The sequence below is a fragment of the Streptomyces liangshanensis genome (assembly GCF_011694815.1).
GTDB classification, from domain to species: Bacteria; Actinomycetota; Actinomycetes; order Streptomycetales; family Streptomycetaceae; genus Streptomyces; species Streptomyces liangshanensis.
In genome coordinates this window covers 4,328,847-4,345,794 of the sequence record NZ_CP050177.1, presented here as the reverse complement: position 1 = coordinate 4,345,794, position 16,948 = coordinate 4,328,847, and the positions used below count along the sequence as shown (strand labels likewise).

The window sequence follows — 16,948 nt, the reverse complement described above, 5'->3', positions numbered from 1 at the left end:
CGCGGTTCAGCCGCGCGGGAACGCCTCCGCGGCCGGTGTTCGGTTCAGCCGCGCGTGAGGCGGACGGGCAGCTCGCGGTGGCCGTTGGAGATGAACGACTCCTGCGGGCGCAGCTCGGACGCCGGGCCCGCGAGGGCGAGGCCGGGGAAGCGGTCGAAGAGCGCGGACAGGGCGATCCTCGCCTCCACCCGGGCCAGTTCGGCCCCGAGGCAGTAGTGGACGCCGAAGCCGAAGGCGAGGTGTTCCTTACGGGTGGTACGGGTGACGTCGAAGCGCTCCGCGTCGTCCCCGTGCACCGCCGGATCGCGGCCCATGGCCCCGTAGTTCATGACGATCGGCTCGTTCTGACGGAACGTCAGGCCGGTGTCCTCGTCCTCGATGTCCGAGACGGGGAACCGCATCAGCATGCTCGCCAGAGGGGCCTGGTGCCGGAGCGCCTCCTCCACCACGTCGCCCCAGGAGACCCGGCCGTCCTTGGCCATCGCCAACTGCTCCGGGTGGTCAAGGAGATCGGCGATCGCGTGGTCCAGGAGGTTGACGGTCGTCTCGTGGCCGGCGCCGATCAGGAGCAACAGCGTGTCGAGCAGCTCCTGGGGGGCCAGGCCCGTGCCCGTCTCGTCGTCCTTCGCGTTGACGAGGTCGCTGGTGACGTCCTCGCCCGGGTTCCGCTGCTTGACGGCGACGAGGGCCGCCATCTGCTCGTACGCCGCCATCACGCCCGCGACGGCCTCCTCGGGCGTCCGGTCGGTCGCGAACAGGCCGCCCATCGTGGTGCGGAACGCCTCGTGCATCTCCTCCGGCACCCCGAGGAGCGTGTTGACCACCCGGAGCGGCAGCACCCAGGCGAAGCGGGCGCGCAGGTCGACGATCCCCTCCGGGCCGGCGGGCGACGCCTCCAGCTCGTCCAGCAGCTCCGCGACGATGCTCTCGATCGCGGGGGCGAGCGCGCGGACCCGGCGGGCGCTGAACGCCGGGCCGATGAGCTTGCGCAGCCGGGTGTGCTCGTCGCCGTACGCGGACAGGGCGTTGCGTACGTCCACCCAGAGGCGCAGCGGCCACCCCTCGGGTATCTCGCCGCGGATGTAGGCGGGCCAGTGCTGGTGCGCGTCCTTGGACACCCGGTCGTCGGTGAGCAACCGTTTCCCCAGCGCGGTCTCGGTGACCGACCACGCCACCACCCCGCCGGGCAGCTCCACCTGGACGGCGGGGCCGCCGGCGCGGAGCCGGGCGGCCTCGGCGTGGATGTCCGACGCCGCCGGGTCGATGCGGAAGGGGCAGCCGGCCGCGGGGGCGGCGGGGTCGGCGGTGGAGGTGGGCTGGGTGTCCATCAATGCACTCCAGGGTGTGGTGCGGCGAGTGGAACCACGGCGGGGTGGACCACCGGTAGGGCGGTCCAGCCGGAGTGGAAGGTGCCGGGCCTGCGGGTCAGGTCCTTGCGGTCGCAGGCCAGCCTGAGGTCCGGGAGCCGGTCGAGGACTCGCTCGACGGCGGTCTCGGTGATGATGCCCGCCAGGTCGGGCGCGGGGCAGCCGTGGACGCCGGCGCTGAACGCCAGGTGCGCGCGGTTGCCGGCCCTGCGGTGGGTCGCGCCGTTCAGGGCGGGGTCGGAGTTGGCGGCGGCGAAGCTCACCAGGATCGGCACGCCGGGCTCCAGCCGTACCCCTTCGTACGTCTCCGTCCTGCGCGCGTACAGGGGCGAGTAGTTGGCGAGGGGCGGGTCCTCCCAGAGCACCTGGTCCATCGCCTCGGCGACCGAGTGGACCCCTTCGTACACACTGCCGCTGAACCGCTCGTCGTCGATCATCAGCAGGAGGGCGTTGGCGATCAGGTTCGAGCTGGGGGTGGTCGCGGCGCCGATGACGAGCAGGATCTGCTGGATCATCTCGACGTCGGTCAGCTGGGCCGGGTGGGTGAGCAGCCAGGAGGTCGCGTCGTTGCCGGGCTCGGCGCGCTTGAGACGGGTCAGTTCGAGGCAGGCCGTGGCGACCTCGGCGCTGGCCTCGGCCGCGTCGGCCCCGGCGTCGAAGAGCCGGCCGATCGCGAGGATGATCCGGCGGCCGAGGTCGGGCGGGCAGCCGAACAGCTCGATGAGCACCTGCATCGGCAGCGGGTCGGAGAAGTCGGCCACGAGGTCGAACTCGGCGCGCGGCGCCATCGCGTCGATGAGCGTGTCGGCGATCCGGGTCACCGTCGCCACGAGCGCGTGGGTGTCGATCAGGTCGAGGGTGTCGGTGATGGACTTGCGCAGCCGGGTGTGCGGCATGCCGTCCATCCACAGCGCGTTGTCGCGCGGCTCCATCATGGCCGCGGACGGGGTGCCCGGCGGGACCTGCCCGGTGCGCAGCGCCACCCAGTGGCGGGGATCCTTCGCGAACTTGTCGGGGGTGTTGCGCAGGAGGTGGAGGGCGGCGCGGTACGTGGTGGTGAGGTACCCGTACATCCCCTCGGCGATCTCGACCGGCACGATCGGGGCCGTCGCGCGGAGCTTGTCGTAGGTGGCGTGCGGGTCGGCGCTGAACTCGGGCCCGTGGATGACGGGGAGTTCGCCGAGCTCACCGGCCGCCGCCTGCGCGGCGAACGGGCAGCCGCCGGGGGGTACTTGGGCCGGCGCCTGGGCCGGGACGGAGGCCGGGGAGTCGCTCGCGAGGGAGCCGAGGGGGGCGGCGGGGGCGGGAGCCGCGGCGGGTGCCGGTGCGGCCTCTGCCTCGGCCGCTCGGGAAGCTTGCGTACCGGCCGCCGGGGAGTCCGGGGTGACGGGCGCCGGGGAGTCCGGGGTGACGGCCGCCGGGGTGGCGGCCTCGGAAGAGTCCGGGGTGACGGGCGTGGTCATCGTGCGGGCTCCGGGGTCAGGGTGAGGAGGTGGGTGACCAGTTCGACGAGCGCGTTCTTGGCGCTCGCGTGGTCGCGGGCGTCACAGATCACCAGCGGCGTCTCCGGCGCGAGGTCCATCGCGTCGCGGAGCTGCGGGAGTTCGTACGTCGGAGCGCCGTCGAAGAGGTTGACCGCGACCGCGTACGGCAGGCCGAGGTCCTCCATCAGCCCGAGGACGGGGTAACTGTCCCCGAGCTTCCGCGTGTCGGCCAGCACGAGAGCGCCGAGGGCGCCGCGCGACAGGTCCGCCACGACGGACCAGAAGCGTTCCTGCCCGGGCGCCCCGAACAGGTACAGCACCAGGTCCTCGCTGAGGTTGAGCCGCCCGAAGTCCATCGCGACCGTCGTCGTGGTCTTGCCCGGCACCCCGCTGAGGTCGTCGGTGCCCTCGCTCGCGGTGGTCATCAACTCCTCGGTGAGGAGCGGCCGGATCGCCGACAACGTTTTCACGTACGTCGTCTTCCCGACCCCGAAGTGGCCCGCGACCAGGATCTTGACGGCCGTCTCGTCGCCGCGCAGATGGGTGCCGGCGGCGGATTCAAAGCGCTTGGAGTCCAGCAAGGACCGCCTCCAGGATGTCTCGGTCGAGCGTCCGCGCCGTCAGGATCGTCGACCGGGTGGTGATGTGACCGCTCTCCATCAGATCGGCGAGGACGATCCGCAGCACACTGAGCGGCAGTTCGAGATGGCTCGCGATCTCGGCCACCGAAAGGGCGCCCTGACCGCAGAGGTTGAGCACCCCGCGCTGCTCCGGGGTGAGTCCGGCGCGGGAGAGGTCGCTCTGGAGGATCATGACGAGGGTGACCGCGTCGAACGTGTTGCGGCTGGGCGCGGACCGGCCCCCCGTGACGACGTAGGGGCGCACCAGGCCGCTGCCCCGGCCCTGCCGGGCCGGCGGGGTCACGAGCCGGCGCCCGTCACGACCCGCGAGGCGATGCCCAGTTGCTGGCCGAGCCGGTCGACGGTCTCCTCCATCGCGTACGACACGTTCTCGACGTCCGCGTCCCCGTCGGCGGAGAGCGCGAGGTAGGAACCGTCCCCGGCGGCCATGGCGAAGAGGTAGCCGCCGCGGTACTGGATCATGGTCATCTCCCACGCCCCCTCGCAGTCGGCGAACTCGGCCGCCTCACGGCTGAGCGCCTGCATGCCGGAGACGGCGGCCGCCATGCGGTCGGCCATGTCGCGCTCGACGCCCTCGGAGGCGGCGGACATCAGGCCGTCGGAGGACAGCAGGATCGCGCGGAGCGTGTGGGGGGTCCTGAGCAGCTCGTCCAGAATCCAGCCGAGGTCACCCACCTTGGAAACTGAGTTCGTCATGGGTCAGTCGTCCTCTCGTTCTGATTCCGAAGTACGGCGGTCTTGTGCGTTGCGGACGCCCCGGGCGAAGGCCCCGACATTGCGGCTGGTCCGGACGGGGGGCGCGGGGACGGTGCGTTCTTCGGGGAGCGCGCGTGCGGTGGTACGGCGACGGCGCTGCGGGAGCCCGTCGGCACGGAGGAGCGGTTCGTCGGCGTCCTCGGCCCCGGGGGCGGACGTCGCCGCCACGTCGGCGGGCTCGGTGGCCTTCCCGTCGGCCTCGGCCGCCCCCGCCGCCCGCTCGTCCCCGGTCCGGCCGTGCGGCCGCGCGCGGGGCTCCTCGCTGTCGACGGTGACCAGCAGGGCCGACGGCAGGAAGAGCCCGGCCCGTACGCCGCCGTAGATGGACTCCTGGTCGACGCTGACCCGGAACCCGTACCGCTTCGCGAGCACCCCCACCACGGGGAAGCCGAACTTGGGCCGGCTGCCCAGCTGGGTCAGCCGGACCTCCTCCTCGCCCGTCAGCAGCCGGGCCGCCGCCTCCTTGGCCTCCGGCTTGAGGCCGACCCCGGAGTCGTCGATCATCACACTGACCCCGTTGTGGGCCTGGACGAACCAGACCTGCACGTCGGAGCCGGGCTCGGAGTGGCGGGCCGCGTTGTCGAGCAGCTCGGCGATCGCCAGGACGACGGGTTCGACCGAGCCGCTGACCACCCCGTACGCGGGCTCGCCGGTGATCTTGACCCGGTCGTAGTCACGGATCTTCGACACCCCGCCGCGTACGACGTCGAGCAGCGGCGAGTCCCGGCGCTGGCGGCCGGGCCAGGAGCCGGTCAGGACGTTCACGGCCTGGGCGCGGCGCACGAGCTGGCTGCTCGCGTGGTCGATGTCGTTGGCGTCGGCCAGGACGGCCGGGTCGTGGTGCCGGCGCAGCATCGCGTCGATCGCGTTGGTCGTGTCGTTCAACAGCCCCTGCATGGACCGGGTCACGGTGGACACGGCGGCCTTGGCGCCGTCCTCGGCGCGCCCGGTGGCCTGGGTGGCCACCTCACGGAACTGCTGGAGCACCGCCTCGTGCGTGGCGAGGAACGGCGTCCCGGCCAGGGCCGGGTGGAACGCGGCGGGTACCCCGGTGTCCCGTCCCTGCCAGATGCCCCGGACCAGCGTCGGGACGCGCGTGTGGACCAGGTGTCTGGCCTCGGCGTCGCGGATGTCGATCTCGCGGCGGAGGGCTCTGATCCGTTCCTCGGCGTCCCGTGCGGCCAGGCGGTACCGACGGATCAGCACCCCGGATCCGACCAGGACGACGGCGAGTATCAGCGCCCAGAACAGCGGGTCCTGTGGGGAGGGAGTCACAGGCGGATACTACCGATCACCGTGTCGCGCATGAAGCGCGAGCGGCGGGCGTTCCTGTCATCTTCCTTGCTGATGTACACAGTTGAGTGGTCGCCAGGTGACGGAGAGTCAGTACGGCCTTCTCGCGGGGCCCCGCGGAGCCCTGAGACCCTCCTCCCCCTCCTCCCCCTCCGGCGCTTTCGGCACCCGACGCCCGAAAGGGGTTCTGCCGGACCCCCGGTGCGCCCGACCCCCGGTAGGCCGGACCCCCGGCGGAAGTGGCCCCCGTACCGCCCTGCCGGGGCCGCCCGCCGGTGGTTCGCTGGAAGTGCGGCACCTCCGGGAGCACGGCAGGCGCGGCACCCCCGCAGCGGCAGAAAGGCACCACCATGACCGAGCACGCCCGTATCACCACCCCGTTCGACGCACGGTCCACGGCGGCCGAGGTGATCGCCGGCGTCGATCTCACCGGCCGGCGCGCGATCGTGACCGGCGCGTCCTCCGGCATCGGCGTCGAGACGGCCCGCGCCCTCGCCGGGGCGGGCGCCGAGGTGACCCTGGCGGTACGGGACGTCGCGGCCGGTGAGCGTACGGCCGAGGACATCACCGCGACCACCGGCAACAAGAACCTCGCCGTCGCCCCGCTGGACCTCGCCGACCAGGCCTCCGTCGCGGCCTTCACCGCCGCCTGGGACGGCCCCCTGCACGTCCTCGTCAACAACGCGGGCGTGATGATGACACCCGAATGGCGGACGCCGGAAGGCTGGGAGACGCAGTTCGCCACCAACCACCTCGGCCACTTCGCCCTCACCACCGGTCTGCACCCGGCGCTCGCGGCGGCGGACCGGGCACGGGTCGTCGCGCTCAGTTCACGCGGGCACGTGCGGGCCGGGGTGGACTTCGACGACATCCACTTCCTGACCCGGCCGTACGACCCGGTGGTCGCCTACGCCCAGTCCAAGTCGGCCGTCGTCCTGTTCGCGGTCGAGGCGAACCGGCGGTGGGCCGCGGACGGCATCACCGTCAACGCGGCCCACCCGGGCCCGATCCTGTCGAACCTGACCCGGCACATGAGCAAGGCGGACCTCGACGCGGCGGTGGCCGCGGAGGGCGCGTTCAAGACGCCGCAGCAGGGCGCGGCCACCGCCGTCCTGGTCGCGACCTCACCGCTGGTCGAGGGCGTGGGCGGCCGGTACTTCGAGGACTGCGAGGAGGCCGTGCGCTACGTACCGGGGGACGCGCCCGGCGGGGTCGCGGACCACGCCCTGGACCCGGAGGCGGCGGCGCGGCTGTGGCGGGTGTCGGAGGAGATGATCGAGTCCTCGCAGGCGTCACGATCGGCGTAACGCGCACCGGTTATAGCCTCGACGCCATGATGGTCTGGCTGAACGGCGCCTTCGGGGCGGGCAAGACGACCACGTCGAAAGAGTCCGTTCCCGTCAGGGACTTCCAGGAGTGGACGCCGTGGCGCGGCCTCGTCGTGGAGGCCGCCGCCCAGGTGCTCGACTACGTGGGCGGCACCCTCGTCGTACCGCAGACGGTCCTCACGGCGGCGTACTGACCGGAACACCCTCACCACCCGCATCCGCACGGACACCGCCCCCGAGAGCGCCTCGGCCCTACGGTGGCGGCTCGACCACCTCACGCCGTACGAGGAGGCGCTGCCCTGGCTGCGCCGCGAGGCCACGGTCCTGGACACGACCCACGTACCACCGGAGGCCGTGGCCCGCACGATCGCCGAGACCGTACGGACCACCAGCACCCCGCACCAGAACCCCACCCCCTCCCCCGCCGTTCAAGCGCCCAACTCCCCCGGCAGCGCGAGGTGATGCACGATGTCCAGTCGCGAGACCGCGCGCGTCAGCGCCACGTACAGCTGGTGCAGCCCCCGCGCCTCCGCCCCGGCGATCGCGGCGGGCTCGACCAGGACGACGTGGTCGTACTCCAGGCCCTTCGCCTCGCTCGCGGGGAGCACGGTCACCCGGGCCGCCGTGGCGCCGAGTTCGTCCGCCGCGGCCGTGGCGACGCCGGCCGCCGCGAGGGCCGTACGGAGCCGCGCCGCCTCCGGGCCGTCCGCGATCACCCCCACCGACCCCTCGCGCGCGAGCGCCGCCCGTACCGCGCGTACCACGGCGGACAACAGCTCACCGCCCCCGCCTACCTGACGGATCGTCAACTCCCCGTCCGAGCGCAGGGATCGTGACGGAGGTACGTCCACGTCCAGCGCCCCCAACAGCCGGTTGGCCAGCTCCACCACCGCACCCGGCACCCGGAAGCCGACGGTCAGCGGCACCACCGCCGCCTCCGACCGGCCCAGATGCGCGAGGAGTTCGGGCCACGAGCGCGCCGCCCACGGCGTCGTGCCCTGGGCCAGGTCGCCCAGCACGGTCAGCGAGCCGAACTCCGCGCGGCGCGCGATCGCGCGGCACTCCATCGGGGACAGGTCCTGCGCCTCGTCGATCACCACGTGGGCGTATCCCTCGGGACGCTCGATCAGGCCCGCGAGTTCGTCCAGCAGCACCAGGTCGGCCGCCGACCAGGGCAGCGTCCTGGCGGTCCGCGCGGACGGCACGCTCCGGCGGGGGCGGTGGACGGCCCGCTGTTCCGCCGGGTCGAGGACGCCGTCGCACGGCCCGCCCGGCACCCCCGGATCCGCGAGCAGCCCCGCGAGCACCTCCTCCGGGGTGGCCTTCGGCCAGACCCGGTCCAGGTACGCCGTGACGCCCCGCGAGGCGCTCACCTGCCGCACCCACCGCGCGGACCGCGGCCCCGCCCGGCGTTCCGCCTGGAGCTGGAGCGCCCGGACCGCCCGGCTGCGGACCCGCTCCCGCCCGGTCGCGTACGGCGGGGCCTCGGCCCGTACCGCGTCGACGATCCCCTCCAACTCCCCGACCCCGAGCCGCCATCGGTACGAGCCGTCCGGGACGGTGAGCGGTTCGACGGGCGCCGACACCCTCCCGTACAGCGCCCGGCGCAGCACCTCCGCCATGCGGGCGTCGTGCTTGACGGCGGCGGCTTCCGCCGAGTCCTCCGTACGCACCGCATGGCGAGCGATCTCGTCGCGCACGGTCGACTGCCGGACGCCGATCTCGCCCAGGGCGGGCAGCACTTCGGAGATGTACGCGAGGAACGTGCGGTTGGGGCCGAGGATCAGCAGTCCGGCGCGCTGGATCCGCTGCGGGTAGGTGTAGAGCAGGTACGCGGCCCGGTGCAGGCCGACGGCGGTCTTCCCGGTGCCGGGGGCGCCCTGGACGCACACGGAGCGGCCGAGTTCGGACCGTACCAACTCGTCCTGCTCGGGCTGGATCGTGGCCGCGATGTCCCGCATGGGGCCGACGCGGGGGCGCTCGATCTCTCCGGCGAGGATGGCGCCGGAAGGCGCGGCCCCGCCAACAGGACCACTCCCCTCCTCCCCCTCTGTCGCGAAGTACTCGTCCTCCAGGCCGGTCAGGTCCTCCGGCTCCCCCTTGCTCCACGGCGCCCAGCCGAACCGCCGCCGGACGGCGACGCCCTGCGGGTCGCTCGCGCTCGCCCGGTAGAAGGCGCGCGAGACGGGCGCCCGCCAGTCGACGACCAGGGGCGGGGCGGAGGGGTGTTCGCTGATCCGGCGGCGGCCGATGTGGTAGCTCTGCCGGCTGTGATCGCCCGCGGCGGCGTCGAAGTCGAGGCGCCCGAAGAAGAGCGGACTGTCGGGTTCGAGGCGCAACTCCTTGGCGCGGCTGCGCAGATGGCGCCCGAGCACCTCGGCGTCGGCGCCGGACGCGAAGGCGTTCTCGCCGGTGACGACCTGCTCGGCCGCGTCGTCGACCATGCCGGTCAGGGCGGTGCGGCAGGTCTGGTGGTAGGTCCGTTCGCGGTCGAGTGCGCGGGCGAGGTCAGGATCGGGGGCCGTCATTCCACCAAGAATAACGCAACCGAGTCACATATTTTACTGAGCTTCACCCGGCTCGTCCGGCAGCCCGGTGCGCAGCCGCCCGAACGCCAGCTCGGCCGCGGCGACCGCGTCCGGGTACACGTCGTCGGCGCTCTCACCCGCCGCGACGCGCCGCCAGTTCTCCAGCGCGAGGACCCGCAGCACGGCGATGACCTGCCCCGCGCCGAGCGCCCCCTCGATCCCGCCCCCGAGCGCGGCGGCCAGCGCGGCCTCGCTGCGCTGCTGGTACCCGGCCATGCGGGCGACGAGGCTCGGCGTCCCGTACAGCAGCCGGTGGAACGCGAGCACCTGCGGATGGTCACTGAGCCCGGTGACGGGGTCGCGCCGCACGAGCCCGTCGAGGAGGTGGCCCAGCAGCGCCTGGAGCGGCCCGGTGCCACCGGGCCGGCCGGCCACGACGCGGGCGGACTCGTCCTCGTGGTCGGCGAAGCGGTGGAGCGCGAGGTCTTCCTTGGCGGGGAAGTAGCGGAACAGGGTCGGCTTGGAGACCTCCGCGGCGGCGGCGATCTCGGCGACGGAGACGCGGTCGAAGCCCTTGGCGAGGAAGAGGGTGATGGCGGTGTCGGAGATGACCTGGTACTGCCGCCGCTTCTTGCGCTCACGCAGCCCGGGGGTGTGCTCGTGCATGCACCCGAGGCTACGGCGTCCCCGCCACCTGTCCTCAATCGCCGGACGGGCTGGATGGGGCCCGTTGCCCGTGCGGGTCAAGGACGTCCTCAAACGCCGGACGGGCTGAAAGAAAACCCCCGGAGCGGGCGGGTTGTTTGGGCGTGCGCCTGGAAGGGGGGCGGGCAGGGGTCGTGTCCGGAACGTAGAGCGTGTTTTGTGTCGCGTGACGGGCGTTACCGCAAACAACTGGTTGCGCGCGACGTAAAACATGCAGTGCAGGACATGGCCCCTGCCCGACCCCCGGCGACAACCCTCAGTCGAAAGACGGCCCGCAGCGGGCACAATCAAGCCCGTCCGGCGATTGAGGACAAAGCAGTAACCCGCACCGGCCGCTCAGAAGATGTCCGGGCACCAAGGCCGCCGAGACGTACAGAACAACACGTCCATCCGGGCCGCCGCACCCGGCGTCTCCTCCGTCAGGGCCCCGAGCGCGGACAGCACCAGCGCCGACTCGTCACCCAGGTACAGCGCCCCCAACTCCCTTACATCCAGCACCACATCGGGCGACACCGTCGTCGGGGTGCACGTCGCGGAGGCGTCGCCAGTCCCGGAGGCGTCCAGGCGGAAGCGGCCGGAGGCCAGGCCCGTACCGTCCACGACCTCCAGGACCAGTGAGCCGGGCACCGCGTACGTACGGGCCTCCAGGGCGCGTACGACATCGAGGATCCGCACCCACAGGTAGTCCGCGTTCGTGACGACGCGCGCCGCGCGCGGGTCCGGCAGGAAACGCGTCACCAGGTCGTCCGGAGCGCGGTGCCCCGTCCGCACCGTCGCGATCCAGTCGATGGAGCAGACGTACTGCCACAACGCGCGCTCCGCCGCCGGCGTCAGCGCGATCAGGCTGTGCACCGACGCGGTGCACAGCGGCGTCTTGGAGTCGCCCCACGCGTCGTCGGACGAGTAGCGGACCAGGCCTTCCGGCTCGCCCGCCGCCGAGCGGTACACGGCGTAGTACGGCTCGGTCCTCGGCAGGACCGCCGCGTCCAGCCCCGTCTCCCGGCGCCACCAGCGCTCGTCGCGGTCGATCGCGCCCGGCTGGGTGACCCGGAACCGGTCGTGCAGTTCGGGGCCGATCTTCCGTACGTCGGCGATGTCGACCAGGTCGATCCTGCCGCCGTCGTCCGGGCCGGACCTGCGAGGGTCGAGGCCGGTACGCGCCACGTCGATCGCCCACTCCGTGACCCATGTCGCGGGACCGAAGCCGAACCGCCCGTAGATCGGGTACTCCGCCGCGATCAGCGTGGCCACCGCGTCGCCGCGCTCCTTCGCCTCCGCCAGGTCCGCGCCCATCATCCGGCCGAGGAGTCCGCGCCTGCGGTGGGTGGGGGTGACGGTCACGTTCGAGATCGCGTCGGCCGCCAGCGTGGCGCCGCCGACGACGGTCAGCTCCTGGGCGAACGACCGGAACGTCGCGACGCAACGCCCCTCGTCGAAGGCGCCCCGCGTACGCTCCAGGTCGGAATTGGCCCGGCGCGACGCCACCACCTCGTCGGACGAGACGGGCGGCCGCAGGAACCCGGTGTTCAGGGCGCGGTGCCAGTCGGGAAACTCGGCGTCGGTGACGGTACGGACCTCAAGGCTCATGAAACGCACGCTATGCCGTTCACCCATTCAGCCGCACACCCATTTCCCCCGAAGAAGCCCCCACCGGGGAGACCGCGCAGCCCGTGGGGCCGTGGGGCCGTGGGGCGAGAACGGCCCGGCGGCGTCGCCCGGCACCCGGGCCCGAGCGGGGGCCGGGCCCGAGCCGCCAAGCCCAGAGGGCGGGGCCTAGTCCGGGCGCCAGGACCTTGCCCCGGGTCCCGGGTCCCGGGTCCCGGGCGCCGGGGGGCCAAAGACCGGGGCCCGGGCCCAAACCCGCAGTCAGGGCCGACCCACCGCCCCCCACGCCCAGGCCCCCGCCAGGCACCTCCTCAGAACGCCGCCCGCACCACCCCCACCTCCGCGCCCCCGCCCAGCAGTGGCGCGTGGCCGATCCGGTCGCGGGCCTCCGCCGTGACGCCCAGCAGTTCCAGGGCCCGCGCCAGCACCGGGCCCAGCGCGCGGATCCCGCCGTCGTCGATCTTGAACGCCAGCGCGCGGCCGTCCGGCAGCGCCACCGCCTGGACCGCCTCCGCGCCCATCTTGGACAGCGCCCCCGGCACCCCCCGCATCAGCCAGGTGTCCGGCCGGCGCGTCCCCGCCACGTACTCCGGGTGCGCCCGCATCGCGTCCGCCACCCGCCGTTCCGCCGTGCCCGGCGCGGCGAGCACGAAGTGGCGGAAGGAGCGGGCGAGACCGGTGAGGCTGATGGCCATCAGCGGGGCGCCGCACCCGTCCGTACCGACCGCCGAGACCCGCTCCCCCGACGCCTCCTCGACCACCGTGTGGACCAGCCGCTGGAGCGGATGGGCCGGGTCCAGGTAGGTGTCGGTCGGCCAGCCGTTCAGGACGCACGCGGCCAGCATCGCCGCGTGCTTGCCCGAGCAGTTCATGACCACCCGGTCCCGCACCCCGCCCCCGGCAAGAAACGTTTCTGCTTCCACCGGGTCCAGCGGCAGGTCCGGCGGCGTCCGCAGATCGGCGGCGCTCAGCCCGTGCTCGGCGAGCATCTTCCGTACGAGATCGAGGTGGAACCCCTCGCCCGAATGGCTCGCCGCGGCCAGCGCCAACCGCTCGCCCGCCAGGTCCAGCCCCGCCCGCAGCACCGCCGCCGCCTGCATCGGCTTGTTGCTGGAGCGCGGGAAGACCGGGGCCCCGGGGTCGCCGAGCGCGAACTCCACCCCGCCGTCCGCGTCGAGCAGCACCAGCGTCCCGCGGTGATGCCCCTCGATGAATCCGGACCGTACGACCTCGGCGAGGACCGGCGGCGCCTCCCGGGGGTCACGCGGGGATACGGCGGGGGCGGCGCCCGGTGGTACGGCGGGGGTGCGAGAGGTCATCGTCGGCCTTCCGTGCGGGTACGGGACCGGCCGACGCGGCCTCGTGAGCCCAGGGCCTCGTGAGCCCCGGACCGGCGGACCGGCGAACCCTCGCCGGCCGGCCGGTCCTACGTCAGCAGGTCGTCCACTTGTGCTTCCCCGTCACGGTACCTGCGGGCGATCTCCCCGATGCAGTCGTCCGCCGTGCGCTGGAGCTGGTGACGGCGGCGCGAGATCTGCTGCTCGTTGCGTACCAGCCGCCCCATCGCGGCGTGCAGCTCGTCGTCCGTACGGGCCTCCAGGTCCGACAGCTCGACCTCGGCGAGCGTCTCCGCCGCCAGCAGCCGGTACTCCTCGCTGCGCGGGGTGGAGAGCGTCACGTGCCGGGCGGAGGAGCGGTGCCGGGAGGGCGCGTCGGCGAGGATCTCGGACAGCCGGTCCACCACGGACGTCCCCGGGGCCCCCGGGGCCCGGTCCAGCACCGGCGTCTCGGGCGGCGCGGTACGGCGGGCCAGCTCGGCCCGCAGGATGTCGATGCGCCCCTGGAGCAGCCGGCGCAGGTAGCTGAGGTCGGCCTCGTCGCGCTGCGAGTCGCGGCGCAGCGCGCGCAGCTCGGGCAGCCTGAGGACGGTGAAGTCGTACGGCCGGGGGGCGGGCAGGACGCCCTCGCCGCCGGTCCGCTGGACCGGGGGCCGTACGCCCGGGGTGCCGCCGCCGGCCTGCCCGGCGCCCATGACCTGCCCCGTGCCCATGACCTGACCCGTCCCCCTGGCCGGTCCCGCCTGCCCGCCGCCCAGCGGGCCGCCCGCCTGGCCGCCCACCGCCTTGGCCGCGGGGCTGCTGCCCGTACCGCTGGTCGTGCGGGTCCTCGGTACGGGGCCGGACGGCTGCCCGGCGCCAGATGTACTCGTCACGCGTACTCCCCATCCCTCGACCGGTGCGCGAGCGCACCGCCTCCGTGCATGGTGCCACTCATGCACCTGCACGTGCGGGCACTCTGCACCCGTTCGGCCCCCGATAGATTGGTCCTCATGCGAGCGGTGGTGCAGAGGGTCGACGGCGCGAAGGTCTCCGTGGTGACGGACGCGGGGACGGAAACCGTGGGCGAGATCGTCGGTGAGGGCCTGTGTGTGCTGGTGGGAGTCACCCACGAGGACACGGCGGAGAAGGCGGGACAACTCGCCCGCAAGCTCTGGTCGCTGCGGATCCTGGAGGGCGAGAAGTCCTGTTCGGACGTGAACGCCCCGCTCCTGGTGATTTCGCAGTTCACTCTCTACGGGGACGCCCGCAAGGGCCGCCGCCCCACCTGGAACGCCGCCGCGCCGGGTCCGGTGGCCGAGCCGCTGGTGGACGAGGTGGTGGCGCGGCTGCGGGAGTTGGGGGCGACGGTGGAGACGGGCCGGTTCGGGGCGGACATGCGCGTCTCGCTCACGAATCACGGCCCGTTCACGGTGCAACTGGAGATGTGAGGCGGGAGCTTCAGATGTGAGGCGGGAGCTTCGCCGCAAGCACCCGCCCCGGCACACCGGCTTCGCCGCACCCGCCCCGGCACACCGGCTTCGCCGCACCCGCCCCGGCACACCAGCGACGCCCGCCCACCCCGACCCCCGCGCATCAGGAGGTCGCTCAGACCTCCACCACCGCTTCCTGCGCCGCCGCCGTGTCCCCCGCCATCAGCTCCGCGTCCACCGGCACGTTGCGCTTGACCAGGGCCAGCGCGATCGGCCCCAGCTCGTGGTGGCGGGCCGACGTGGTGATGAAGCCGAGCTGCCGCCCCTCGGCGCCGTCGGCGGCGAGCCTGATCGGCGTGCCGTGCCCGGGGAGCAGGACCTCGCTGCCGTCCAGGTGCAGGAAGACCAGCCGCCGCGGCGGCTTCCCCAGGTTCTGGACGCGCGCCACGGTCTCCTGGCCGCGGTAGCAGCCCTTCTGGAGGTGGACGGCGCTGCCGATCCACCCCAGCTCGTGCGGGATCGTGCGGTGGTCGGTCTCGAAGCCGAGGCGCGGCCGGTGGTTCTCGACGCGCAGCGCCTCGTACGCGAGGATCCCGGCCAGCGGGCCGTGCGCGGCGGCGTAGGCCTCCAGGCCCTCGCGCGGCAGGAACAGGTCCCGGCCGTACGGCGTCTCCCGTACGGCGGTCCCCTCGGGCACCTCCGCGATGGAGCCGGCCGGCAGGTGGACGAGCGCGATGTCGTCCGTACGGTCGGCGACCTCGACGCGGTAGAAGAACTTCATCGACTCCAGGTACGCGACGAGCGCCTCGCGCGTGCCCGGTTCGACGTGCGCCCAGGTGGTCGCGCCGTCGTCCACGAGGTAGAGCGCGTGCTCGATGTGGCCGTTCGCGGAGAGGACCAGCGCCTCGGTCGCCTCGCCCGGCGCCAGTTCGCTGACGTGCTGGGTGAGCAGCAGGTGCAGCCAGGCGAGCCGGTCGTCGCCGGTGACCGTGACGACGCCGCGGTGGGAGAGGTCGACGAGTCCGGTGCCGTCCGCCAGCGCGCGCTGTTCTCGGAACAGGTCGCCGTAGTGGGCGGCGACCCCTTCGTCCGATCCTTCGGCGGCGACGGCTCCGGGCAGAGACAGCAGGGGGCTCTTCATACCGGTAAGCGTACGACTCGCCGGGACTCGTGTCCGGGGCGAGGGCCAGGGCCTGGTGGCTACGCCCCCGTCTCCCACTCCGTGGCTACGCCTCCGAGTCCGGCGCCAGACGCGCCGCGCAGTCCGCGCAGCGGCCGAAGATCGCGAAGTGCTTCATGTCGGTGGTGAAGCCGTGGTCCTCGCGCAGCTTCCTGGTGAAGTCTGCGGCGACCGCGACGTCCGCCTCGATCACGTTCGTACAGTCCCGGCAGACCATGTGGATGTGGTGGTGGCGGTCGGCGAGGTGGTACGTCGGGGCGCCGTGCCCGAGGTGGGCGTGGGAGACCAGGCCCAGTTCCTCCAGCAGCTCCAGGGTCCGGTAGACGGTGGAGATGTTGACCCCGGAGGCGGTTCTGCGGACCTCGCCGAGGATGTCGTCCGGAGTCGCGTGCTCCAGGGTGTCGACGGCTTCGAGGACAAGCTGGCGCTGGGGCGTCAGCCGGTAGCCGCGCTCGCGGAGGTCGCTCTTCCAGTCGGTGCTCACCACACGCCCAGTGTAGGCAGGTGGCGCGGCGGTACGAGGGGTGCTGACGGGACCGCATCGGACAGCCCCGCCGACGCCCACGCCCACGCGGTCCTACTTGAAGAACGCGATGCCGTCGTCCGGCAGGTCACCGAGGTCCTTCGCCCAGGCCGCGACCTGCTCGGGGGTGACGACCTTCTTGAGGTGCGCGGACATGTACGGCCGCAGCGGCACCTCGGGCGTCGCCTTCTCGCCGACCCACATCAGGTCGCTCTTCACGTAGCCGTAGAGCCGCTTGCCACCGCTGTACGGGCCGGCGGCGGCGGTACGGGCCACCGCGTCGGTCACCAGGTCGATCTGCGGCTTCTGGTCGGCCAGCTCGCCGTACCAGATCTCCACGACGCCCTGGTCGCGGACCATCACAACCTCGACCTTGCGGTCCTTGTCGATGCGCCAGAAGCCGGACTCCGACTCGATGGGCCTGAGCTTGTTGCCCTCGGCGTCGAGCGCCCACGTGTGCGAGACGTACTCGACGAAGTCCCGGCCGTCGTGGCTGAACGTGACTTCCTGGCCGAAATTGGCCTTCTCGTCACCGGGGAAGTCGAACACGCCGACGCCCTCCCAGCGGCCGAGGAGGAAGGCCAGGGGGACGAGGTCCGGGTTCAGGTCGGACGGAATCTCGATCATGAGCGGCTCAGGCGATCTGTAGAGGGCAGAGGCGGTGAAGGGCGACGGGGCGGGGCCGGGTCCGGATCCGTGATCCGGACGTCAGCGCTGGCCCTGGTAGAGCTTCTTCACGGTCAGGGCGGAGAAGGCGAGCACGCCGACGCAGACCAGGACCAGCAGGGC

Annotated in this window: 16 protein-coding genes and 1 pseudogene; 3 read left to right on the top strand and 14 right to left on the bottom strand. The window is 73.1% G+C overall.

Annotation, left to right across the window (positions count from 1 at the left end; genetic code table 11):
* Nucleotides 1-44: 44 nt before the first annotated feature.
* Genes HA039_RS18790 through HA039_RS18765 form a run of 6 tightly spaced genes read right to left on the bottom strand, consistent with a single transcriptional unit; the run spans nt 45 to nt 5,523 of the window.
* Entirely contained in the window at nt 45-1,328 is a 1,284-nt protein-coding gene (locus HA039_RS18790) for a cytochrome P450 family protein (protein ID WP_167031158.1), read from the bottom strand.
* Complete coding sequence (locus tag HA039_RS18785; protein WP_167031155.1) at nt 1,328-2,830, bottom strand: cytochrome P450; 1,503 nt, start codon at nt 2,828-2,830, stop codon at nt 1,328-1,330. Before HA039_RS18785 ends, HA039_RS18790 begins: the two co-directional genes overlap by 1 nt.
* On the bottom strand, nt 2,827-3,429 hold the full coding sequence (locus HA039_RS18780; RefSeq protein ID WP_167037086.1) for a GTP-binding protein: 603 nt from the start codon (nt 3,427-3,429) through the stop codon (nt 2,827-2,829). Before HA039_RS18780 ends, HA039_RS18785 begins: the two co-directional genes overlap by 4 nt.
* Nucleotides 3,410-3,775, bottom strand: a complete 366-nt coding sequence (locus HA039_RS18775) for a DUF742 domain-containing protein (protein ID WP_243869555.1) — start codon at nt 3,773-3,775, stop codon at nt 3,410-3,412. Before HA039_RS18775 ends, HA039_RS18780 begins: the two co-directional genes overlap by 20 nt.
* A complete protein-coding gene (locus HA039_RS18770) occupies nt 3,772-4,188 on the bottom strand; it encodes a roadblock/LC7 domain-containing protein (RefSeq protein ID WP_167031152.1) in 417 nt (138 codons plus the stop codon). Before HA039_RS18770 ends, HA039_RS18775 begins: the two co-directional genes overlap by 4 nt.
* A 3-nt stretch (nt 4,189-4,191) precedes the next feature.
* Nucleotides 4,192-5,523, bottom strand: a complete 1,332-nt coding sequence (locus HA039_RS18765; protein ID WP_167031150.1) for an ATP-binding protein — start codon at nt 5,521-5,523, stop codon at nt 4,192-4,194.
* 368 nt (nt 5,524-5,891) lie between these two features.
* On the opposite strand from HA039_RS18765, the gene HA039_RS18760 reads away from it, so the two are divergent.
* Complete coding sequence (locus HA039_RS18760; RefSeq protein WP_167031147.1) at nt 5,892-6,848, top strand: SDR family NAD(P)-dependent oxidoreductase; 957 nt, start codon at nt 5,892-5,894, stop codon at nt 6,846-6,848.
* Between the two features lie 26 nt (nt 6,849-6,874).
* Nucleotides 6,875-7,331: pseudogene (locus tag HA039_RS18755) on the top strand (ATP-binding protein).
* On the opposite strand, the gene HA039_RS18750 reads toward HA039_RS18755, so the two are convergent.
* The 5 genes from HA039_RS18750 to HA039_RS18730 form a co-directional block, all read right to left on the bottom strand.
* The gene (locus tag HA039_RS18750) at nt 7,298-9,397 is read right to left on the bottom strand and encodes a HelD family protein (protein ID WP_167031144.1); all 2,100 of its coding nucleotides are present in this window, start codon (nt 9,395-9,397) and stop codon (nt 7,298-7,300) included. The pseudogene HA039_RS18755 and the gene HA039_RS18750 overlap by 34 nt on opposite strands.
* A 33-nt stretch (nt 9,398-9,430) precedes the next feature.
* Entirely contained in the window at nt 9,431-10,063 is a 633-nt protein-coding gene (locus tag HA039_RS18745; RefSeq protein ID WP_167031141.1) for a TetR family transcriptional regulator, read from the bottom strand.
* Between the two features lie 375 nt (nt 10,064-10,438).
* Nucleotides 10,439-11,689: a GNAT family N-acetyltransferase gene (locus tag HA039_RS18740; protein ID WP_167031138.1), complete on the bottom strand. Its 1,251-nt coding sequence runs from the start codon at nt 11,687-11,689 to the stop codon at nt 10,439-10,441.
* Between the two features lie 329 nt (nt 11,690-12,018).
* Entirely contained in the window at nt 12,019-13,026 is a 1,008-nt protein-coding gene (locus HA039_RS18735; RefSeq protein WP_167031135.1) for an asparaginase, read from the bottom strand.
* Nucleotides 13,027-13,133: 107 nt separating this feature from the next.
* Complete coding sequence (locus HA039_RS18730; protein ID WP_167037083.1) at nt 13,134-13,757, bottom strand: RsiG family protein; 624 nt, start codon at nt 13,755-13,757, stop codon at nt 13,134-13,136.
* A gap of 279 nt (nt 13,758-14,036) precedes the next feature.
* Between HA039_RS18730 and dtd the strand changes: the two genes are divergently transcribed.
* Nucleotides 14,037-14,474, top strand: a complete 438-nt coding sequence (gene dtd, locus HA039_RS18725) for a D-aminoacyl-tRNA deacylase (protein ID WP_167031132.1) — start codon at nt 14,037-14,039, stop codon at nt 14,472-14,474.
* A gap of 157 nt (nt 14,475-14,631) precedes the next feature.
* Here dtd and ygfZ read toward each other — a convergent pair whose 3' ends face one another.
* The 3 genes from ygfZ to HA039_RS18710 form a co-directional block, all read right to left on the bottom strand.
* Nucleotides 14,632-15,597, bottom strand: coding sequence for a CAF17-like 4Fe-4S cluster assembly/insertion protein YgfZ (ygfZ, locus tag HA039_RS18720; protein ID WP_167031129.1), 966 nt, complete (start codon nt 15,595-15,597; stop codon nt 14,632-14,634).
* Between the two features lie 85 nt (nt 15,598-15,682).
* Nucleotides 15,683-16,123, bottom strand: a complete 441-nt coding sequence (locus tag HA039_RS18715; protein WP_167031126.1) for a Fur family transcriptional regulator — start codon at nt 16,121-16,123, stop codon at nt 15,683-15,685.
* A gap of 90 nt (nt 16,124-16,213) precedes the next feature.
* Entirely contained in the window at nt 16,214-16,786 is a 573-nt protein-coding gene (locus tag HA039_RS18710) for a heme-binding beta-barrel domain-containing protein (RefSeq protein ID WP_167031123.1), read from the bottom strand.
* Between the last annotated feature and the right edge of the window lie 162 nt (nt 16,787-16,948).